The following is a 20,931-nucleotide window of genomic DNA, read 5'->3' on the forward strand; positions in this document are numbered from 1 at the left end:
CTTGCCCCGCTGATCCGCATACGTTTTAAGCCCCGTCGCAGCCCGGCAATCGAGCATTCTCCCGATGTCCCAGAGCAAAGGCCACGTAACGGCCGTCCTCGGCCCTACGAATACTGGCAAGACGCATTATGCCATCGAGCGGATGCTCGGTCATCGCACCGGCGTGATCGGTCTGCCGCTGCGCCTTCTTGCGCGGGAGGTCTATGACCGGATTGTCGCCGTGCGCGGCCCCTCGGTCGTCGCTCTTGTCACGGGCGAGGAACGGATCGTGCCGGAGCGGACGCAGTACTGGGTCTGCACGGTAGAGGCCATGCCCGAGGGTATGGGTTGCGACTTCCTTGCCGTAGACGAGATCCAGCTTTGCGCCGATCCCGAGCGGGGTCACGTGTTTACCGACCGGCTGCTGCGCGCACGCGGCCTGCACGAGACGCTGTTCATGGGCTCGGACACGATGCGGGGCGCGATTGCCGCGCTGATCCCCGGCGTGCAGTTCCAGCGCCGCGAACGGTTCAGCGAACTGACCTATACCGGATCGAAGAAGATCAGCCGGATGACGCCGCGCGCCGCGATCGTCGGGTTTTCGGTCGAGAACGTCTATGCCATCGCCGAGCTGATCAGGCGCCAGAAGGGCGGCGCTGCCGTGGTCATGGGGGCTTTATCGCCGCGAACGCGCAATGCGCAGGTCGAGATGTACCAGCAGGGCGAGGTCGATTACCTCGTGGCTACAGATGCCATCGGAATGGGGCTCAACCTGGATATCGACCATGTCGCGTTCTCGGGCCTGAGGAAATTCGACGGCCGACGGATGCGCGACCTGCAGCCGAACGAGTTGGCCCAGATCGCGGGGCGCGCGGGTCGGTACATGAGTCCGGGCACCTTCGGGGTCACCGGCGAGGCCTCTCCCCTGCCCGACCCGATTGTCGACGCCATCACCTCGCACAGCTTCACGCCGATCAAGAAACTGCAGTGGCGCAACCCCCGGCTGGAGTTCGGTTCGATCGACCGGCTGATCCAGTCGCTTGAAGCCGCGCCCGAAGACGAGTGGCTTGTCCGCGCCCGGGACGCCGACGACCTGATCGCCCTGAAAGCAATGTCCGAGGTAGCCGAGGTGCGCGCCCGCGGCTCGGACGGTCCGTCGGTCAGGCTATTGTGGGATGTGTGCCGCGTGCCGGATTTCAGGGGCATCAGCCACCAGGAGCATGCGCAGCTTCTTGAACGGATTTTCGGCTTTCTGCACGAGTACGGGCGCGTCCCGGACGACTGGCTGGCGCGACAGGTCAAACGGATCGACCGCACCGATGGCGACATCGATACCCTGTCGAAGCGGCTGGCGTATATCCGCACATGGACCTACGTGGCGCAGCGGAAAGGCTGGACCAACGAGGAAAGCGATTGGCGTGAGGCGACTCGCAAGGTAGAAGACCGCCTGTCGGATGCGCTACATGATGCTCTGACACAAAGATTTGTCGATCGGCGCACCTCTGTGCTGTTGCGCCGGTTGAAGCAAAAGGAGGGCCTTGTGGCCGAGGTGAACGATAAGGGTGAAGTGACGGTCGAAGGGCAATTCGTCGGTCGTCTTGAGGGGTTCCGTTTCCACGAGGACGCGACGGCAACCGGCGACGAGGCCAAGACTGTCAAACAGGCGGCGATGGCCGCGCTTGGACCCGAGTTCCATCTTCGGGCGGACAGGTTCTACAATGCGCCGGACACGGAACTGGACTTCACCGAACAGGGTGGCCTGATGTGGGGCGAGCATGCCGTCGGCAAGCTGGTCGTGGGCGATTCCCCGATGAAGCCCCAGGTCCGCGCCTTCGTCGATGACGAGGCCGGGTCCGATGTCGCCGAAAAGGTGCAGCGCCGGCTCCAGCACTTCATAGACCGCAAGATCGCCGCGCTGTTCGAACCGCTGGTGAACATCCAGAGGGACGAGACGCTGACCGGACTGGCACGCGGTTTTGGATTTCGGATCGTCGAGGCGCTTGGGATCATCGACCGTCGCGTCGTTGCCACCGAAGTCAAGGACCTGGATCAGGACGCCCGCTCGCTTTTGCGCAAGCACGGCATCCGTTTCGGCCAGTTCACCGTCTTCATGCCTGCGCTCCTGAAGCCGGCTCCGACCCGGCTGCGGCTGGTTCTGTGGTCGCTGGCGCGGAATCTTGACGAATTCCCGGAAAGCCCGCCGCCCGGACTGGTGACCATCCCGTCGATCCCGGACATCGACACCCAGATTTACCTGATGTCGGGCTACAAGCCCGCGGGTGACCGCGCGATCCGCATCGACATGCTGGAGCGGCTGGCCGACCTGCTGCGCGCCGAGAACAGCCGGAGCGGTTTTGAAGCAAAGCCGGACATGCTTTCGATAACCGGCATGACTCTGGATCAGTTCGCGAACCTCATGGAAGGTCTTGGCTACAAGGCCGAGAAGGGTGAACGCGCCAAGGCCCGAGCCTCGGTGGCCGGCGCCAGCGAGGCCACCGCGACCGAGGCTCCGGGCGAAGCCGAAGCTATGGAGGCACATCCCGGCTCGAGTGGAGCCAGCACGGTCGAAGCCGTACCCGGAGCAACAGACGAGCCCCTGGACGTGGACACTGCAGGTGCCAGCGAAGCCGATGCTTCGGCAGCACCCGGCGCTTTGGAGTCAAATGTGGCTCACGCAGGCGCGGAAGGTGCAAGCGAAGCCGAAGCGACACCAGGCGCCGAATCCGAAGTCGAGATGGAAGTATTCTATACCTTCACCTGGGGCGGGAACCGGGGTGGGCAGCGCCAGAACCGAGGCCGACCGCAGGCTCAGAAAGGAAAGCCGAAGGGCAAGGGCAAACCGAGACCAAAGGGCGATGGTGGACAGAAACCGCGCAACTTCGAAGCGCGTCCGCCGCGCAAGGAAAAGGCAATCGACCCGGACAATCCGTTTGCACAGGCTTTGATGGGCCTGAGGGACAGGAACTCCTGAGCGAGACCCAGCGTATCGACCAATGGCTCTGGCACGCGCGTTTTTTCAAGACGCGCGGGCTGGCGACAAAGCTGGTTTCTGGCGGGAAGATGCGCGTGGACGGAGCACATGTCGCCAAGCCAGCGTTCGCCCTTCGCCCGGGCATGACCCTGACCTTCCCGCAGGCCCGCCGAATCCGTGTCGTGCGGGTCGAGAAGCTGGCCACGCGGCGGGGCCCCGCCCCTGAAGCGCAGACGCTTTACACCGATCTCAGCCCTGAACCCGAAACCGATGTTCCGGCCAACCCGCGATACGAGGGAAAAGGTCGCCCGACGAAGAAAGATCGCCGCAGTCTTGGTCTTTCGGACCCACATCGTCTTGAATAGGCGTAAAGACCGGTCTAGGTCACCAATGTTGATCGACCGAGAGAGCCGCAAATGACATATGTCGTCACGGATAACTGCATCGCCTGCAAGTACACTGACTGCGTGGAAGTCTGTCCGGTGGACTGTTTCTACGAGGGTGAGAACATGTTAGTTATTCACCCTGACGAATGCATCGACTGCGGCGTTTGTGAGCCCGAGTGTCCCGCCGACGCCATCCGCCCAGACACGGAGCCGGATATGGAAAAATGGGTGGAGTTCAATCGGAAGTACTCGGAAGAGTGGCCGGTGATCATCACCAAGAAGGACCCCTTGCCGAATGCCGACGAGATGGACGGCAAGGAAGGGAAAATGGAGCTCTTCTCGGGGAACCCTGGCGAAGGCGGGTGATTCGACAGTCCGCGGCGGTTTACGCTCCGGGATATATTCAAAGATTGTCGTGTATTCCTTGACGCTCTGAACCCAAACTGGGGAAAAACTTGGAATCGGGCGGTTTTTCTGCTATATTCTTATTACATAAGCGATCAATCGTCGGTTTCCGCGTCATGCGGACCGGGGCTGCGTCAAGCGACAGGGCAAAAGCGACGGGAGGATGTGTGTGTTCCCGGCGTATTTCTGCCGCTTGATGGCATCGTGTTGCAGAGGACCAAAACTGAATGACCAAGACGAAGATGGAATTCCGTCCCAACGATTTTGTTGTCTATCCCGCTCACGGGGTCGGCCAGATCGTATCGATCGAAGAACAGGAAATCGCCGGCATCAAGCTGGAACTGTTCGTGATTTCGTTCGAAAAGGACAAAATGACCCTGCGCGTTCCGACGAACAAGGCGGCAGACGTGGGCATGCGCACGCTGTCCTCGCCCGACGTTGTGTCGAAAGCGATGTCGACGCTTAAGGGCAAAGCACGCGTGAAAAAAGCAATGTGGTCACGCCGCGCCCAAGAATATGAACAGAAGATCAATTCGGGCGACCTGATCGCGATCGCGGAAGTGGTGCGCGACCTGCACCGCGCCGACGACCAGCGCGAACAGAGCTATTCCGAGCGTCAGCTTTACGAAGCCGCGCTGGAACGCCTGACCCGCGAAGTCGCGGCCGTCAGCGGCGCCGACGAGTCCTCCGCCCAGAAAGAGGTGGACGAGGTGCTGATGGGGCGCGCTGCCTGATCGACTACGCTTCGAGTTTGCTGGAACCGCGCCTTCGGGCGCGGTTTTTTTGTTTTGCAATCGGTAAACGACTGGCACACGGGCAAATCGACCGGTCAAATTTACGCCCCAAACCGGAACTAGGCTTAGGAATTCATTTCCCTATCAGGTTCTTCAGGCATGGCCCATTTCGACCCCAGCAGGAACATCGACATCCGCATTGCCCAGTTGTTCGTCGGGTTGACGGAAGACACGCCCTCGGCGGCGCGTGGTGAAGGCCTTCGGAATGCTCTCGACCGGATCATCGAAGACTGCGGCGCCGACCTGACCGAAGATGTCCGCGCGCGTTACCTGGACTATGCGAAAACGGTCCAGGCGTATTACGATGCCTGCCGCAAGGCGGCCGAGGCCGAGGAGTCCGAAAGCCCGGTCGAGACGAACGCCCGGCGGGAGGAGATCCGGGGCTTACAGGCCAGGATCAAGGAAATCACCGCGTTTCTGAAGTTCTCGTACCCCGCCGAGCGGCTTTACAAGGCAAAAAGCTTCGAGGAATTCTGCGCGGCGATGCCTGGCGTCGAGCTTGACCGACTTCATGGCACAACCGCCGGAAAGCTTTCCCCCTTCCCTCTGATCTGGGCGATTTCGGCGCGGGAGAAGCCGCTGGAACGGGTGCAACTGATGCTGGCGGCCGGCGCCCGGCTTGATCTGGCCACGCGTCTGCGCAGCACCGTTCTGCATGAGATGGCGGCCATGAACCGCAAGGCCGCCGTCCGGCTGCCGATCCTGCGGCTTCTGGTATTCAAGGGCGCCGACCTGGAGGCGCCGGACATTCACGGCCGAACTCCTTTGACCATCGCGGTCGAGATGGGCAGCACGGAGGACGTGGGCCATTTCCTGGCGGCCGGCTCCAGGGTTCGCGACGTGGACCTGAAGCGTGCGGTCCAAAAGCCCGACAAGCTGCGGCTGTTGCTGGACCAAATCGGCGATGACGCCGAACGGGTTCGGATGGCCGCCGGGCTTGGCGGGTGGTGGCGGGGCGAGATCGCCACGTGGAAAAGCTATGCCGAGGATGCCCTCAAAGGCGGCGCGAAAGGCGTTTTCCATGCGCAGATCGTCTCCAATCTTGAGCGGTCGCTTGCCATGATCGCCGCCCTTCCCGGATACCAGCAGGCGGGGGCAGGCCGAAAGGTCACATGGCAGGAAGAACCGGCGGTGTTCCAGTCGATTCAGAATGCCGAGACATTGCACGAGTTCCGCGTGGCGCTGGCCCGTGTCGAAGTCGGTTCCTTCGACTTGAGGGGGGATCACCCAATTTACTGGCCGATCCGGGCATCCGAGGATCGGCTGGAGAAGCTTTGGCTGATGCTATCGGCGGGCGCCTCGGTGAAGGGCGCGCCGGGAAACGGCGAAGCCTTGCATATCTTTGCCATGGACGGTCGCAAGGATGCCGAGGAGCAACTCGGCATCGCCCGGATGCTGGTGCAGGCAGGGGCGGATCTGGAAGCCCGGCAATATGACGGCAAGACCCCCTTGGCATGTGCGGTGGCGGCACGACACGCGGTCGAGGCCGCGGCTCTGCTCGAGTTGGGCGCGAACCCGAACGTGACGCTGGAATGGGGCACCATGTGGGGCCGTCGCTTCATTGCACCCCTGCTGTTCGCCGCTGCCGAGGACGAGCGGGTGTTTCGCCTGTTGCTGGGCCACGGTGCCGACACCGATTGCCGCGACAGTGAAGGGCGGACGCTGGTGACGTATCTGCAAAGCGGGATGAACGCGACCGAGGCCGACCTGGAACGCGGTAACATGTCGGGCAACCTGATGCGTCGCCTGAAGCGAAGCCATCGCGCTTTGGGCAAGTCGCTGTTGCTTCTCGACGCACGCTGATCGCCGGGATCAACCGAGAGCGACCAGCAGGTCAGCGGGCGGGTCGCGCATGAGTGACGAGGTGGACGATCCAAGTTTGTGAAGCCCGATGCCCGACCTCGTATGCGCCCCGATGGCAAGCACTTGCGGCCGGTAGGATTTCAGCTTGCGCTCGAGGACTTCCCGGAAACTACCCGCGACGACCTCGGGCACATTGCCCAGCACACCGTGGTTCTTCTGCCATGCCGCCGCGAGTTCCTCGGTCTCGCGCCTGACCGCACGCGCCATCTCCGTGTCCGCTCCGCCGGTCAGCCCGAAGAACGGGACGTGGTAGGCGTGGATGGATGCCACTTCCGCTCCGGGCGCAATCCTGTTGGCCGCGGATACCGCTTCGGCGCAGGCGCGAGAGAAATCGATCGCGACGAGAACCTTTTCGTACGGGCGATCTACCGGATCCCGGACCAGAAGAACCGGGCGGGCCGATAGGGCCACGATGCGCTCCATCGTCGTTTCCCGGAAGGCGTCCAAGAAATCCCGGCGGCGATGCAAACCGAGCACGAGGAGATCGGCATCATAGTCTTCCGCCAGGCCGAGAACACCGGGAACCACGTCGCCCCGCCGCACATCCAGGAGAGCGTTCGTGCCGCCATGGGCGTCGAGCATGGCCCGAAGCCGGGTCTCGGTGCGAGTTCCGAGTTCTACCCCGAGCGACTCGGGCATGGCGTCATCTATGATCGAAATGACGATGCATTCCGAGTTCAGCTCTGAGGACAGGCGAAGCGCCCGCTCGACCGCGCGGTCGGAGCGTTCCGACAGATCCGTTGCAACGACAATCTTTCTCATTGGAGCCCCCTTCTGTCGAAGACAGACGAAAGCTAACCGATTTCGTCAGGCCAGACCTTGCCCCGGATCAAACCGATGTTCAGGCGCGCGTCGGGTCGTCGAGATACATGCGCCAGTTGTGCGCCGGGCGATACCCGACCATACGCTTCGCCTTGTCGTTGGAGTAGAATGTCTCGTTCTCGCCCATGTCCTTTGTGATCGGTACACCGGAGTAGAACGTGCCGATCAGCTCGGCGGTCGTCGCGGCGACCGAGTGATCGTCGTTCGAGACGTTGAACACCTCGTATCCCAGACCATCGGTTTGCAGGCAGCATTCCACCATCTCGCCCAGGTCGCGCACATCGATATAGGCAAAGATGTTGCGACGGCGCTTTTCGGGTTCGGTGATGAAATCCGGGAACATGGATTTGTACTCGTGCGGCTCGATCACGTTGTTGATCCGAAGTCCGTAGATATCCGCCCCACTGCGGCGCTGGAACGAGCGCGCCGTCACCTCGTTGACAACCTTGGACATGGCGTAGCTGTCCTGTGGCACGGTCGGATGTTCTTCGTCGACGGGGATGTACTCGGGCTTGCGCTCGCCATCGGCAAAGCAGACGCCATAGGTCGTTTCGGATGACGCGAAGATTACCTTTCGGACCCCGGCCCGCAGAGCGGCGTCGATGACATTGTATGTGCCGAGCGTGTTCACCCGGTAGCACTCGTTGTCCGAGGTGATCATGATCCGAGGCACAGCCGCGAAGTGAACGACGGCATCGAACGAAGGCATTCCGGTGCCGGGTTCAAGTTCGTCGAAATCCGCATAGTTCGTCATCACGTCGTACATCTGTCCCGGATCGGTGATGTCGGCGATCCGGTTCAGGACGCCCGGATGGTCGAGGGGCTTGAGATCCACGTTCAGGACGCGGTGCCCCTTGGCCATGAGATACGGGACTACATGGCGGCCGGCCTTGCCGGTGCCTCCGGTGAAAAGAATGCGCATGATGTTCCCTCCTTCTGCCCGGGTATCCCCGGGTCTTCAGTTTACATTCTCGACGCCGTCGGGCTGGCCGACAACGACAAACCGCAACTCCTCCGGACGAAAGAGCCGCTCGGCGATACGCTTGACGTCATCCAGCGTCACCGTGTTCACCTTATCGTTGCGGGTATTGATGTAGTCGGGTGTCAGCCCCTGCATCTGCATGCCCACCATGATCCGCGCGATAGGGCCATTTCCATCGAAACGAAGCGGATAGGCACCGGTCAGGTAAGTCTTGATCTCGTCGAGTTCGTCCTGGGTGACGCCCTCTTGCGCGATGCGCGACCACTCGTCCTTTACCACCTCGATCGCCTGCGCCATCCGGTCGTTCGCAGTCGCGAACTGGCCAAGCAGGAGGTCGGCATAGTCGTAATCGGCGAGGAAGGTTCCGACACCATAGGTCAGTCCGCGCTTCTCGCGCACCTCGTCCGACAGTCGAGACTGCCGCCCGCTGCCGCCGAAGATCTCGTTCGCGACATAGGCGGCGAAGAAATCGGGATCGTCCCGATCGATGCCCACATGTCCAAACAGGGCAACCGATTGCGGGGTTTCGAACGGTACGAGGGTAACGCCGCCTGTCAGAGCCAATTCTGCCGTTTCGGGCATCGGGGCACCGGTTTCCGACAGGTCGGACAAAAGCGCGTCGATGATAGCGCCCAGTTCGTCGGCAGTGATGTCACCGGCGGCGCCTATGAAGACACGGTCTTTCGCCATCACCGCCCTGTGCGCGGCGAGAATGTCGTCACGGGTCAACGCGGCAACGCTTTCCAGTGTGCCGTCCCTGGACGATCCGTAGGGGTGGTCGCCAAAGGTCATTTGGTCGAACGTGCGTCCGGCGATACTGTTCGGGTCGGTCTCGTCCGAGCGGATACCGGAAAGCACCTGTGCGCGGACACGCTCGATCGCTTCGTCGTCGAACCTCGGATTCACCAGGGCTTCGCGCAAAAGCGCGACGGCCTGATCCCGGTTCTCGGTCAGGAAGCGCGCCGATACGGTGAGCGCGTCGTCATGGACACTGAATGAGTAGCTGGCAGCCAGTGCATCCCGTGCCGCGATGAAGGCGCGCGCGTCCATGTCGCCGGCCCCCTCCTCGATGAGACCGGTCATCAGGTTTGTGACACCGCGCTTGCCTTCCGGATCGAGCGAGGCGCCGCCCTTGAAGCGGATTTCGATGGCGACAAACGGGATCGAATGTTCTTCGACAAGCCAGGCCTCGAAACCCTGAGGCGTGGTGACCTCCTGGATTTCGACAGCAGCAAGCGCCGGACCCGACAGGAAGAGAGCGGTAGCGAACGCGAGGAAGGCGCGGATCATTGGCTCACCTCCGCGGCGTCCGTGGGCATGACATAGCCTGTCACCGCGTTGCGACGGTCGAACACTTCATGCGCCGCGGCGATGATGTCTTCTTCGGTCACCGCCTCCAGGATCGCAGGCCAGGCCTGGATATCGGCGATGGTCAAGCCGCTGGTCAGGCCGCTGCCATAACGGTTCGCGACGGTCGAGATGTCGTCCAGCGCATAGATTTCGGAGGATCGGACTTGCATCTTGATGCGTGCAAGATCCTCGGGATCCACGCCTTCTTCCAGAAATTCCGCGACCGCCTGATCCATGGCCGCCTCGGCCTCTTCAAGTGACATGCCCTCAGCAGGAACGATCGCCAGGCCGAAGGTCGTGTCATCGAGCATCTGGCCCGAATACCACGCAGCGGAGTAGATCGCCTTTGGCGGGCCGAAATTCAGTTTTTCGGCGAAGACGGACGTCTGGGGCGACCCGCCGAGGACCTGAGCCAGCATCGTGAGCGCTGCCGCCTTTTCCTGCGCACCGGGATCACGCTCGGGCGCGAGATAGGTTCGGACCACGTAAGGATCGGCGACCCTTGGATCCGTGAACACCAAACGACGTTCGGCCAGTTGCGGCGGCTCGACGACCCTTTTGCGCGGCTTCACGGCGGGGTTCGGTGGGATCACCCCATAATAGGTCTCAGCCAACTCACGCACCTGTTCGGGTTCGACATCTCCAGCGACGACGAGGATCGCGTTGTTCGGCCCGTAGTGCTGTTCGTAGAAGCTAACCGCGTCTTCGAGCGTCAGGCTGTGCGCCTCGTGTTTCCAACCGATGATCGGGATGCCGTAGGGGTGGTTCAGGTATTGCGCGGCGCTGCGCTGCTCGGCGAAAAGAGCGCCAGGATCGTTTTCGGTTCTCAGGTTGCGCTCTTCGATGACGACATCGCGCTCGGTGGCGATATCGTCCTCGACGAGGGCGAGACCGTCCATGCGGCTGGCCTCCATGCGCATAACCAGTTCCAGCCGATCCGCCGCGATGCGCTGGAAATAGCCTGTGTAGTCATAGGAAGTGAACGCGTTGTCGCTGCCCCCATTTCGGGCGACAGTCTCGGAGAGCTCACCGGATTCCAGTTCGTCCGTGGCCTTGAACATCAGGTGTTCAAGGAAATGAGCGATGCCCGACTGCCCCGGGGGCTCGTCCGCGGAGCCGACACGGTACCAGACCATGTGCACGACGGCGGGCGCACGGTGATCTTCGATCACGACGACTTCCAAGCCGTTGTCCAGTTTGAAATCGGTCACTTCAGCAGCCTGCAGGGGCAAGACCATGCTGAGCACTGCGGGGATCAGGGCGGCAAGAAACTGACGCATCGACACTCTTCTCCGTTCGTTTACCTGGTAGAAATGAGGGCGATATTGGCGCTCTTCAAGCTCCGCTTACGCGGACGTGAGCGAAGCGCCGGCCCATTATTCGTCTTCGGCCGGATCAGGTGGTACTGCGGATGTGCGAATTCCGGCCCGGCGGAGGCGTTCCAGCTCGGCGTATTGATCGAGGGCCAGGGGTTCGTAGGCGCGGAAATAGACATTCACGTTGAACAGCCGTTCCAGCAGGCGTCCATCGTTCTGGCGACGGTATTCGAGATCGGCGGCCGCCAGATCAGCGCGGATCGCGGGATCGACGCCATAGCGGCCAGCATAGGCGACAAGGGCTCCGTCGGCCGAGCGGCGGGTCAGTACCTCGGGGTTGCCGCCCATTGCCACTGCCGCGTCGGCGAAGGGCGTAGGATCGGTCAGGTTGGTCCCGCCGGGCGTCGGATCGGGCAGCGCGGCCATGTCCGCAGGCATTTCAAGCGGCTTGGCCGGCAGGATCGCGAACTCGTCGGGGCCTTCGGAGCGCGGCTGGCTGATGTTGAGAAGGTTCGGCTCATCCGAGCCGCCGCATGCAGCGAGCGTCAGAAACGCCATTGCCATGAGTATCAGTGGTCGCATCGTGCCTCCCGAGGCCTTTTTCCCCTCTTACCCGGTCCCGCCCTCGACGTCACGGTCCTTTGGTGCCTCACCCGTGAGGAAGATCAGGCCGATGGCGCCGAGGAAAATCGAGATATCCGCCACGTTGAAGGACCAGGGATTTTCAAAGCCGCAACAGGCCATGTTCAGGAAGTCGGCAACCGCGCCGTACACGATCCTGTCAATCACGTTGCCGATCGCCCCGCCCAGAACGAGTCCCGCGGACATCTGCACCCAGAGGCCCGGCCGGTCGCGACGCATCCACCAGACAATCCATGCACTGATCAGAAGCGCGAGGCCGACGAGGACCCAGCGCATGTCAAGGCCCGCTCCGATCCCGAAATTGATGCCCTGGTTCCACGCCATGCGGAAATTCAGGAAGGGATCGAGTACCATGATCGTCTGGCGCGTCTTGAGATCCAGATACTGCACGACGAACAGCTTGGTTAGCTGGTCGAGGACAAACACGACAATCGCCGTGCGGGTCATGATCGCAAGCGTCGGCATCAGTGCCGGAAATGTCTCATGCCGGTGAAGACCATGGCAAGCCCTGCATCGTCTGCCGCTGCAATAACTGCGTCATCCCGCATGGAGCCTCCGGGCTGGATCACGGCGGTTGCGCCCGCCTCCGCCGCCGCGAGCAGGCCGTCGGGGAACGGGAAGAAGGCATCGGATGCCACGACCGAACCGATGGCGGGGCTTTGATCGAGGCCGATTTCCTTGCCCATGCGCCCGGCCTTCAGTGCGGCGATGGTAGAGCTATCGACCCGGCTCATCTGGCCCGCGCCGATGCCGACGGTCTGTCCGCCTTTGGCATAGACGATGGCGTTGGACTTGACGTGTTTGGCGACGGTCCAGGCAAAAAGAAGATCAGCGACCTGGGCATCGGTGGGCGCCTTCCTGGTGACCACCTTCAGGTCAGAAGCCGCGATGTGCCCGTTGTCGTCGTCCTGAACCAGCCAGCCGCCCGAAACCTGTCTTGCGGCAAGGCGCGGAGCACGCAGATCAGGAAGACCTCCGGTTGTCAGAAGCCGCAGGTTCTTTTTTGCCGAAAAGACCTCCTTGGCCTCATCGGTGGCGTCCGGGGCAATGACAACCTCGGTGAATATCTCCGAGATGGCGCGGGCCGTGTCACCGTCGAGCGTGCCGTTCAGGGCGACGATCCCTCCGAAGGCCGAGGTGCGGTCGCAGTCAAATGCACTCGCAAAAGCCGCCGCAAAACTTGCGCTGCGCGCCACTCCGCAGGGGTTGGCGTGCTTGATGATCGCGCATGCGGGGCCATCCTCGGGTGCGAATTCAGCGACCAGGCGGAAGGCGGCATCGGTGTCGTTGATGTTGTTGTAGCTGAGCTCCTTGCCCTGATGCTGAACAGCCGTCGCGACCCCGGGCTCGGCGGAGCCGTCGGTGTAGAACGCCGCCGCCTGATGTGGATTCTCGCCGTAACGGAGCCCCTGGGACAGAGTGCCCGCGAACACCCGGCGGCGCGGCGTTGCCTCGCCTATGGCCGACGCCATCCAAGTGGAAACTGCGGCGTCATAGGCGCCCGTACGGGCATAAGCGGTCTGCGCGAGGCGCTGGCGAAACGCGTAGCTGGTGCCGCCGCCATTGGCGTCGAGCTCGGCCAGCATCGCCCCGTAGTCCTCGACATCCACGACGACGTTGACGAACTTGTGGTTCTTCGCGGCCGCGCGGATCATTGCCGGCCCGCCGATGTCGATGTTCTCGATCGCCGTGTCGTAGTCGGCACCGGCTGCAACCGTAGCCTCGAAGGGGTAGAGATTGACGACCAGCAGGTCGATCGCGCCAATGCCGTGCTCTTCCATCGACGCAACATGACCGGCATCGTCACGCAGCGCCAGAAGCCCGCCATGCACCGCGGGGTGCAACGTCTTGACCCGACCGTCCATCATCTCGGGGAAGCCGGTAAGCTCTGACACGTCGCGCACGGCGAGCCCGGCGTCGCGTAGCGCCTTCGCAGTCCCACCGGTGGAGACCAGATCGATGCCCCGTGTCGAGAGTTGTGTGGCGAATTCAACGAGTCCGGTCTTGTCTGAAACGGAGAGAAGGGCGCGGCGCACCGGCTGAATATCTGTCATGTCTGGATCAGTTCCTGCTGTCTCAATCTGTCGCCAGCATATCCTCTATCCCGTAGTCACGGACGGCCGTCGGGGTTTCCTGGGCCTTGGACAGGGACCAGCTGACGCGCGTGGAATACTCCAAGGCGCGGCCAGATAGAACGATCTGTTTGGTCGCACGGGGGCTGAGGCGGGTTTTTTCTAGGTAGACGCTGCTTTCCAAGGCAATATGCGTGCCATTCGCCGCGCGGAATACCCAGATCTCTCCGCTTTTCAGGGCCAACGAGATCGCGGCTCCGTTCATGTCGACCCGCGGGTCCACATCCGGATGCAGATGGAAGCGCACCGTGAAAGGCGTGCCTTTCAGCTTGGACTTGTCAAAGGAAAGGTCAAACCGTCGACGGTCCTGAGACGACATGGCAATCAAGGCGTCTTCACCACGAAGGGAGCGTCCGTCGAAGCCGAGATGAAGCGTGCGCACATGTGTCAGCCCGTGGCTGGCAACATAGCCGTCATGCCCGACCACGAGGCGCGTGCCGCCCTCGACCTCCGTTCTCTCGAACCGGACGTCCCGTGGCGCATCGACAAGCAACTCTTCCTTGGTGCTGCTCGAAGCGGGACCAAGGCGCGAAGAGGAGTACCCTTCGAGCCCGAGTGTCGAGTGGCTGGGCGTTGCCCGCCCGGCCCGGCGCCAGTTCTGGCCGAAGGTTGCGCCGGAGCCGCAATTCACGATCACGGGCCGGCGTCCCGAGGTCAATTCCATCGCCAGCGTCGATGCATGCGCGTTTGCCGAGGCAGGAACCGGCGGCGGAGAGGCAGCGTCGATGATCAGGCTGGTGCGGCCGTGCGTGACCCTTGCATAGCCCATGGCAAGGCCGGTACCGGCCGCGCTCTTCACCCCGGATGTCGCAAGAGCCCGGTCGAGCCGGCCCTCCATACCACGACCTCCCCCGTGAAACCTGGCCAGACCGCCGTCCGAGTGCCTGAGCGCCCGCAGGACAGGAGCGATCGCGGTGATGGTATCCAAGAGTGACTTGCCCGGCATCCTTCCGGTATCCTGAAGCGCAGCCGCAGCCCAGTTGAGCAGCGTGAACACGTCCAGGAGTTCCTCGGGGTTCCGGGTGATCAGACCGCCCTGATCGTCAATCTCGCGCTTGCATTCGACCTCCAGCGCGCGCATCGCCTGCCCGACGTGCCGATCCATCCCGTCGAGTGCGAGGCCCGCGTAGATCAGGCCCGTCAGAGCCTCGAAACGTGGAAGCCCGTGTGACGCGGTACGCCAGCGGCGGCTGAGGAAAATCGTCTGGCTTGCCAGCGAACGGAAATAGGCTTCGCTGGTCGCGCGCTCCTGCCCGTTCAAGAGAAGTATGGCGTGGTTGATCCAGCGGATCAGGCGGCGTCCGGTGAGATCCGGGGTCCAGCCCGGGCCGGTGCCGCGGCCGAAGCGGCGTACCCATTCGTGGGTCCATTCCTGAGCGCGGCGCGTCGCATGTACATCGCTAACAGCCGCAAGATCGTCGAGCCAGGTAAAGCCGTGCAAGTCGGCCTCGAACCCGTCGTCGGGCATGGGGAGGTCCCAGATCATCGTCCCGGGGGCCTGCACAAGGTATCCGGAGAACAGGAAATTGCCGCCCGTGATCTGGCGTCCGCGGGCGAATGTGCCGATCGTGCGCGGTTCAGGGGTGGAGGTGAACGCGGTTGCCGGGCGCGAAAGCGACGCCGCCCGGGCATGTAGGCCATTCATCCAGCGCGTCCTGCGCGCCGACCAACTCTCGTCTCTGGACAACGTCGTCGCCCTGCCTCTTGCCGCCCATTCGTTCGGGCCGATTGGCAGGAAGGATACCGGACAGGTCGTGATCTGTCATCGCAAAATGCCGGCTATCGGCGTTTTGCAACCTGCGCGATGAAGAACCCGTCGATCCCGCCCCTGTCCGCCCAGTGATCGGGGCGGATTCGCAGCCCGCCCGAGGGCGAACTCCATTTGGGGTCGAGACCTTGCGCATCGGGTGTCTCGATCAGGAGGTCGGGGTTTCGGGACAGCGCAGCCACCAACTGGTCTTCGCCTTCTTCGGGAAAGAGAGAGCAGGTGCAGAACACCATCCGGCCACCCGGTTTCAGCCAGCCGAATGCGCGATCGAAAAGCCTTGCCTGCAGATCGTACAATCCTTCGAGGCCGGTTTCCGCCTTTGCAAAAGCGAGGTCAGGGTGCCTCCGGAGGGTGCCTGTCGCAGAACAGGGCGCATCGAGAAGGACGGCGTCGTAGGCTGCCTGGGGCACCCAGTTCAACGCGTCGGCCGTCACAAGGCTGGCCTTCAGTCCGGTCCGGGCAAGGTTTTCGGCGACGCGTTCCATTCTCGTCCCGGATATATCCAGAGCGGTCACGTCGGCACCGGTAGCCGCCAGTTGCAGGGTCTTGCCCCCCGGAGCGGCGCAGAGGTCCAGGACCGTTTCGCCGGGCTTCGTCCCGAGCAGCCTAGCGGGGATTGCGGCCGCGGCGTCCTGCACCCACCACGCGCCCTCGGCATATCCCGGCAGCTTTGAAACCTGCCCGAACTGAGACAGGCGCAGACTTCCTGTCGGCAAGACCTCTGCACCAAGCTTGGCAGCCCATTCCGCTGCGTCATCGCGTGGCGTGATGTCGAGCGGCACAGCCGCGACATGGACGGCCTCCATCGCTGTCACGGCCTCTTTTCCCCAGGCCGCCAGCAGCTTTTTCCGGAGCCACTTCGGCAATGTCGGAACCGGCAGCGATGCCCAGTCCGTCCCGCGCCGAAGCACGTTCCGCAAAACGGCATTGACCATGCCCGCCTTGCTTTTCGTAGCCAACGATACTGCGGCATTGACCGGACCGTGCGGCGCGGCGCCCTCGACGTTGATCTCGTAGAGCGCAAGACGCATGAGGTTCATCACAGGATCTTCGGGACGGTTGCGGAGAAACGGACCTAGCAGGCGATCCGACCGCTGTGCCCAGCGCAAGGCTTCGGTCGCCAGCCTTTGCGCCCGCGCCCGTTCTTCCGGAGGCAGGGCTTCGACGATGGCAGGCAGGGCTGCGGTGAGGAGCTGACCATCGGCCGTGACGGCTGTCATCAGCGCCGCCGCAGCGGCCCGGGCTTTCAATCCCGCCTGTTCCATCTGTGCCTTACCTTGTCTGACCGTCCCGGCCCCGTATATCAGAGGGTAGGTTGAGACAAGGACCAAGCGCATGACCGAAGACACCCGCGAAGACCTGCCGCCGGCGGCGAAGCGCGCCCTGGCCGAAGCGGAAGAGCGCCGCAAGAAGGCCGACGACATGAAGCTTCCCACTGAACTGGGTGGCCGCGACGGCCCCGAGCCGGTGCGCTATGGCGACTGGGAAAAGAAAGGGCTGGCGATCGATTTCTGATCTGCGGTCGGATCAGTCCAGTTTCAGATCGGCGTAGATGCCTTCGCCACGGTCAGACGTGAAGCGCATCGTCCGTCCGCTGACCTGGACAAGCTGGCAATTGAATTCAAGAGGATCGCCGCCGACTTCGAGATCACGGCAAAAATAACCGCTATCCCAACGCCACGCCCCAGTCACCGGACGCCCGAAAGCCTTCCCCATGATGCGCCCGTCATCGGTGACTTTCAGCCGGATACCCAGGCGCTTCAGCTCCTTGTCCTCGACCAGAGAGAGAAAGCCGCGCTCGTCTTCGATGCGCTGAAACCCTTCCGCAAGGACGGGCGAGGCGAGAAGCGCGCAGATGACCGTTCCGAATGCAAGAGTGCGCATGTTCCGAAGCTCTCCTTTTCGACCTACGCCTCATGTACGCAGGCCGGTCGCATTCGGATCACTTCAGGCCAAGAACATCCATCATGTCGAAGGCGCCAGGGCCGCGTCCCTGCCCCCATAGCGCGGCCTTGAGCGCTCCGCGTGCAAAAATCCGCCGATCGGTTGCGACATGGCTCAGCACGATCCTCTCGCCGGGGGCGGCGAAGATCACATCGTGCTCGCCCACGATGTCTCCGCCACGAATCGCGGAAAAGCCGATATGGCCGCGCTGACGCGCACCGGTCATGCCATCGCGTCCTCGATCCGACACGTTGCTGAGCCGGACCCCACGGCCTTCGGCGGCTGCTTCGCCCAGCATGAGAGCGGTGCCGGACGGCGCATCGACCTTGTGGCGATGATGGGCCTCGACGATCTCGATGTCGAAATCTTCGTCCAGTGCCTTTGCGATCTTGCGGGTCAACTGCACCAGCAGATTGACACCGAGGCTCATGTTCCCGGCGCGGACGATAGTTGCGTGGCGCGCTGCCGCATCCAGTTTCGCGAGATCATCATCCGACAGACCCGTGGTGCCGACAACGTGCACGGCGCGGGCCTGCGCACAGATCGCCGCGTTCCCGACCGTGGCTTCGGGAGAGGTGAAATCTATCAGGGCCTGCGCATTGGCCATCGCCTCGAGCGGATCGTCCGTGACGATCACGCCCAGCGCCTTGCCACCCATCGCCTCGCCCAGATCCTTGCCGATCCAGTCGTGCCCGGGGCGTTCCAACGCGCCCACAAGTTCCGCCGCCTCGGACGCTCCAACTTCGGCGACCAGCATCTGGCCCATGCGGCCCGAGACGCCGGTGATGACGATACCAGGGATTTCTTCCATCGCTCTCTCCTTCGCCCCTCTCCTTACGCGGATGCCGGAACCTTTGAAAGCATCGCTTGCCGCGAAGGCGGCGAAAGCTTAAGTGCGGGGTATGGCAAAATCACGTTTCAACGAGGGTCCCGGCCCGTCTCAAAGGCAGCTTCGCGTATCGGAGCTGATCCGGCGGCGGCTGAGCGATGTGCTGAATCAGGGCGATATACACGACCCGGATTTAAACCGCATGTCGATCACTGTCGGCGAGGTGCGCTGCACACCCGATCTGAAGATCGCGACGGCCTATGTTCTGCCGCTCGGAGGTCAGAACCGGGAAGAGGCGCTGGATGCTCTTCGCCGGAACCGGTCGGAGATCCGGCGCGTGCTGTCGAAGGGACTGCAGCTGAAATTCGCGCCCGATATCCGGTTCGCTATCGATGAAACCTATGACCGGCTGGACGAGACCCGCCGGATGTTCGCAGATGACAATGTACGCCGCGATCTGGACAGCGATTAGCCTGGCCATGCTCGCGGCCCTACCCGCGAGCGCTGCAGGTTGCCGTGACCTGTCCTTCGAGAGTACGCCGTTCACGGTGTGCGAGGCAGACCCCGCGACCGAAACCGTCCGCCTGTTCCTGAACGACGCGGAAGGCCGTCCGCTTGGAACCTTCGACAATGTTGAAGCCGCTGTGTCGGCTGGAAACCTCACGCTTTCCTTCGCGATGAACGCGGGCATGTACCATCCGGACCGGCGGCCCGTTGGGCTTTATGTAGAGGACGGGCAGGAAGTGAGCCGGATCGTGACGCGCGAGGGGCCGGGGAATTTTGGCCTTTTGCCGAACGGGGTGCTGTGCCTGACCGAAGCCCGTGCCCGGGTCCTCGAGAGCCGCGCATTTGACCGGGAGCGGCCCGCCTGCCTGCATGCCTCCCAGTCCGGACCGATGCTGGTGATCGACGGTGCCCTACACCCGAGGTTCCTGCCAAACTCGACGTCGCGCTTCATCAGAAACGGCGTTGGGGTGGATGCTTCCGGACGGCTTTTCGCGGTGATCGCGAACCGCCCCGTAAACTTTCATCGCTTCGCGCGCTTTTTCCGGGACGTGCTGAAGACTCCGAACGCGCTTTACATGGATGGCAAGGTCTCACGGCTCTATGCTCCCGAGCTGGACCGGCACGATATCGGATTTCCGATGGGCCCGATCCTTGGCGTCTTGAAGCGCGCCGATTGACGCGCGGTGCGGCGGGCGTTAGCAGACGCCCCTCGGAGAAAGAGGTCATGTCATGGGACGGCGAAAAAAAGGACGGGACATTTCCGGCTGGCTGGTTGTGGACAAACCGTACGGGATGACGTCGACAGCCGTAGTGAACAAGGTACGGTGGGCCTTTGACGCGAACAAGGCGGGCCATGCCGGAACCCTGGACCCGGCGGCGACGGGAGTGCTTGCGATTGCGCTCGGCGAGGCCACGAAGACAGTGCCGTTCATCACCGACGCCATGAAGGCCTATCGTTTCACCGTGCGCTTCGGCGCGGCGACGAATACCGACGATGCCGAGGGCGAAATCATCGCCACGTCAGAGCAGCGGCCATCGGACCAAGAAATCCGCGACGCGCTGGCGGCGTTCGAGGGTGACATCATGCAGGTGCCGCCAAAGTTTTCGGCGGTGAAGATCGATGGCGAGCGTGCCTATGCACTGGCACGCGCGGGCGAAGAGGTCGAGATCGCTGCCCGTCCCCTCTTCGTCGAAAGCCTTACGCTGGAGGAGCGCACCGACCCGCATCATGCCGTTCTAGAAATGGTTTGCGGCAAAGGCGGATATGTTCGCTCGATCGCGCGAGACCTTGGCGAGATGCTGGGTTGCCTGGGCCATGTGACCGCGCTGCGCCGAATCTGGTCGGGTCCGTTCGAACTGGAAGATGCTGTAACGCTGGAGGAGGTCGAACGGCTGGCGAAATCCCCGGACATCAATGGGCTGCTGCTGCCACTGGAGGCCGGGCTGACCGATTTGCCGGAACTCCCGGCCACTGCCGAGGGCGCGGCGCGGATGCGCAACGGCAATCCGGGCATGGTTCTGGCTGCCGACGTCGATTATGGCGAACTGGCCTGGGCTTCCTACCAGGGTCAACCCGTGGCTGTCGGCACCTATAGGGCCGGAGAATTGCATCCGTCCCGCGTCTTCAACCTGTGAGCCTGATCCTTCGGACCCACGCCGCCGGAGGCACATCAAGCGAAGCGGTATATTCTCCTTGCGAAAAGTATCGTTATTCGCTGACCCGCGCGTGGGATGCCAAGGGATCGCGACTGCTTTACGTCATGCTGAACCCTTCGAAGGCCACCGAGTTGGCGAACGATCCCACGATCGAACGTTGTGAACGGCGCGCCCGGCTTCTGGGCTACGGGTCGTTCCGGGTCTGCAATCTGTTCGCGCTGCGCGAGACGAATCCGGCGCGCCTGCGTTGCGCGCGCCGGCCAGTGGGGCCTGACAATGAGGCGCAGCTTCGGGAAGGCTTCGATTGGGCGGACGACATCCTTTGCGCCTGGGGCGTTCACGGTGTGCACCGGGATCAGGACAAATGGTTCGGCGGGCTTCTGGCCGCCTGTCCCAAACGGGTTCAGGTGCTTGGCCTGACGAAGGACGGGCATCCGCGCCACCCGCTTTACATGCCCTATTCGGCACAGCCGGTGGACTGGAACGCGATTACGGCGGGCCGGTGGCCGGGCACGACGTGACAAACCCTCCGCGTCACGCCGCCCAAGACACCACCGGCTTTGCCATCCCGCATCGCGGGTCCGC

General features: G+C 62.9%; 21 protein-coding genes. 10 read left to right on the top strand and 11 right to left on the bottom strand.

Annotated features, from left to right (window positions below):
- Positions 1 to 64 precede the first annotated feature (64 nt).
- From ACKLNI_RS11335 to ACKLNI_RS11355, 5 genes are all read left to right on the top strand, one after another.
- The gene (locus ACKLNI_RS11335) at positions 65 to 2,950 is read left to right on the top strand and encodes a helicase-related protein (RefSeq protein ID WP_413719181.1); all 2,886 of its coding nucleotides are present in this window, start codon (positions 65 to 67) and stop codon (positions 2,948 to 2,950) included.
- Positions 2,947 to 3,315 (top strand): RNA-binding S4 domain-containing protein, encoded by a 369-nt coding sequence (locus ACKLNI_RS11340; RefSeq protein WP_413719235.1) that lies wholly within the window; start codon positions 2,947 to 2,949, stop codon positions 3,313 to 3,315. The genes ACKLNI_RS11335 and ACKLNI_RS11340 overlap by 4 nt, the downstream gene beginning before the upstream one ends.
- A gap of 51 nt (positions 3,316 to 3,366) precedes the next feature.
- A complete protein-coding gene (gene fdxA / locus ACKLNI_RS11345) occupies positions 3,367 to 3,702 on the top strand; it encodes a ferredoxin FdxA (protein WP_413719182.1) in 336 nt (111 codons plus the stop codon).
- Between the two features lie 266 nt (positions 3,703 to 3,968).
- On the top strand, positions 3,969 to 4,475 hold the full coding sequence (locus tag ACKLNI_RS11350; protein WP_413719183.1) for a CarD family transcriptional regulator: 507 nt from the start codon (positions 3,969 to 3,971) through the stop codon (positions 4,473 to 4,475).
- A 159-nt stretch (positions 4,476 to 4,634) separates the two neighbouring features.
- Entirely contained in the window at positions 4,635 to 6,338 is a 1,704-nt protein-coding gene (locus tag ACKLNI_RS11355; protein WP_413719184.1) for an ankyrin repeat domain-containing protein, read from the top strand.
- A 9-nt stretch (positions 6,339 to 6,347) separates the two neighbouring features.
- Here ACKLNI_RS11355 and ACKLNI_RS11360 read toward each other — a convergent pair whose 3' ends face one another.
- From ACKLNI_RS11360 to ACKLNI_RS11400, 9 genes are all read right to left on the bottom strand, one after another.
- Positions 6,348 to 7,160: a universal stress protein gene (locus tag ACKLNI_RS11360; RefSeq protein WP_413719185.1), complete on the bottom strand. Its 813-nt coding sequence runs from the start codon at positions 7,158 to 7,160 to the stop codon at positions 6,348 to 6,350.
- Positions 7,161 to 7,239: 79 nt separating this feature from the next.
- Positions 7,240 to 8,142: an NAD-dependent epimerase/dehydratase family protein gene (locus ACKLNI_RS11365; RefSeq protein WP_413719186.1), complete on the bottom strand. Its 903-nt coding sequence runs from the start codon at positions 8,140 to 8,142 to the stop codon at positions 7,240 to 7,242.
- A 36-nt stretch (positions 8,143 to 8,178) separates the two neighbouring features.
- Positions 8,179 to 9,492: a M16 family metallopeptidase gene (locus ACKLNI_RS11370; RefSeq protein WP_413719187.1), complete on the bottom strand. Its 1,314-nt coding sequence runs from the start codon at positions 9,490 to 9,492 to the stop codon at positions 8,179 to 8,181.
- Entirely contained in the window at positions 9,489 to 10,832 is a 1,344-nt protein-coding gene (locus ACKLNI_RS11375; RefSeq protein ID WP_413719188.1) for a M16 family metallopeptidase, read from the bottom strand. Before ACKLNI_RS11375 ends, ACKLNI_RS11370 begins: the two co-directional genes overlap by 4 nt.
- A 96-nt stretch (positions 10,833 to 10,928) precedes the next feature.
- Positions 10,929 to 11,450, bottom strand: a complete 522-nt coding sequence (locus ACKLNI_RS11380) for a DUF3035 domain-containing protein (RefSeq protein ID WP_413719189.1) — start codon at positions 11,448 to 11,450, stop codon at positions 10,929 to 10,931.
- A 27-nt stretch (positions 11,451 to 11,477) separates the two neighbouring features.
- A complete protein-coding gene (gene lspA / locus ACKLNI_RS11385) occupies positions 11,478 to 11,975 on the bottom strand; it encodes a signal peptidase II (RefSeq protein WP_413719190.1) in 498 nt (165 codons plus the stop codon).
- The gene (purH, locus tag ACKLNI_RS11390; RefSeq protein WP_413719191.1) at positions 11,975 to 13,564 is read right to left on the bottom strand and encodes a bifunctional phosphoribosylaminoimidazolecarboxamide formyltransferase/IMP cyclohydrolase; all 1,590 of its coding nucleotides are present in this window, start codon (positions 13,562 to 13,564) and stop codon (positions 11,975 to 11,977) included. The genes lspA and purH overlap by 1 nt, the downstream gene beginning before the upstream one ends.
- A 22-nt stretch (positions 13,565 to 13,586) precedes the next feature.
- Positions 13,587 to 15,287 (bottom strand): heparinase II/III family protein, encoded by a 1,701-nt coding sequence (locus ACKLNI_RS11395; protein ID WP_413719192.1) that lies wholly within the window; start codon positions 15,285 to 15,287, stop codon positions 13,587 to 13,589.
- Positions 15,288 to 15,421: 134 nt separating this feature from the next.
- On the bottom strand, positions 15,422 to 16,675 hold the full coding sequence (locus ACKLNI_RS11400; RefSeq protein WP_413719193.1) for an RsmB/NOP family class I SAM-dependent RNA methyltransferase: 1,254 nt from the start codon (positions 16,673 to 16,675) through the stop codon (positions 15,422 to 15,424).
- Positions 16,676 to 16,745: 70 nt separating this feature from the next.
- Here ACKLNI_RS11400 and ACKLNI_RS11405 point away from each other — a divergent pair, with 70 nt between their 5' ends.
- Complete coding sequence (locus ACKLNI_RS11405; protein WP_413719194.1) at positions 16,746 to 16,925, top strand: DUF1674 domain-containing protein; 180 nt, start codon at positions 16,746 to 16,748, stop codon at positions 16,923 to 16,925.
- Positions 16,926 to 16,937: 12 nt separating this feature from the next.
- Here ACKLNI_RS11405 and ACKLNI_RS11410 read toward each other — a convergent pair whose 3' ends face one another.
- Together ACKLNI_RS11410 and dapB are read right to left on the bottom strand one after the other, a co-directional pair.
- Positions 16,938 to 17,294: a dihydrodipicolinate reductase gene (locus ACKLNI_RS11410; protein WP_413719195.1), complete on the bottom strand. Its 357-nt coding sequence runs from the start codon at positions 17,292 to 17,294 to the stop codon at positions 16,938 to 16,940.
- Between the two features lie 58 nt (positions 17,295 to 17,352).
- Positions 17,353 to 18,165 carry a 4-hydroxy-tetrahydrodipicolinate reductase gene (gene dapB, locus ACKLNI_RS11415; protein WP_413719196.1) on the bottom strand — a complete coding sequence of 271 codons (813 nt, stop codon included), beginning with the start codon at positions 18,163 to 18,165 and terminating at the stop codon, positions 17,353 to 17,355.
- Positions 18,166 to 18,256: 91 nt separating this feature from the next.
- Here dapB and rbfA point away from each other — a divergent pair, with 91 nt between their 5' ends.
- From rbfA to ACKLNI_RS11435, 4 genes are read left to right on the top strand one after another with little or no spacing between them, the layout of a single operon-like run.
- On the top strand, positions 18,257 to 18,655 hold the full coding sequence (rbfA, locus tag ACKLNI_RS11420) for a 30S ribosome-binding factor RbfA (RefSeq protein ID WP_413719197.1): 399 nt from the start codon (positions 18,257 to 18,259) through the stop codon (positions 18,653 to 18,655).
- Positions 18,621 to 19,367, top strand: coding sequence for a phosphodiester glycosidase family protein (locus ACKLNI_RS11425; RefSeq protein WP_413719198.1), 747 nt, complete (start codon positions 18,621 to 18,623; stop codon positions 19,365 to 19,367). The genes rbfA and ACKLNI_RS11425 overlap by 35 nt, the downstream gene beginning before the upstream one ends.
- Positions 19,368 to 19,419: 52 nt before the next feature.
- Positions 19,420 to 20,325, top strand: coding sequence for a tRNA pseudouridine(55) synthase TruB (truB, locus tag ACKLNI_RS11430; RefSeq protein WP_413719199.1), 906 nt, complete (start codon positions 19,420 to 19,422; stop codon positions 20,323 to 20,325).
- The gene (locus tag ACKLNI_RS11435; protein WP_413719200.1) at positions 20,322 to 20,867 is read left to right on the top strand and encodes a DUF1643 domain-containing protein; all 546 of its coding nucleotides are present in this window, start codon (positions 20,322 to 20,324) and stop codon (positions 20,865 to 20,867) included. Before truB ends, ACKLNI_RS11435 begins: the two co-directional genes overlap by 4 nt.
- The last annotated feature ends 64 nt before the right edge of the window (positions 20,868 to 20,931 follow it).

The sequence above is a fragment of the Silicimonas lutimaris genome (assembly GCF_047314965.1).
Taxonomy (GTDB): domain Bacteria; phylum Pseudomonadota; class Alphaproteobacteria; order Rhodobacterales; family Rhodobacteraceae; genus JAVJUV01.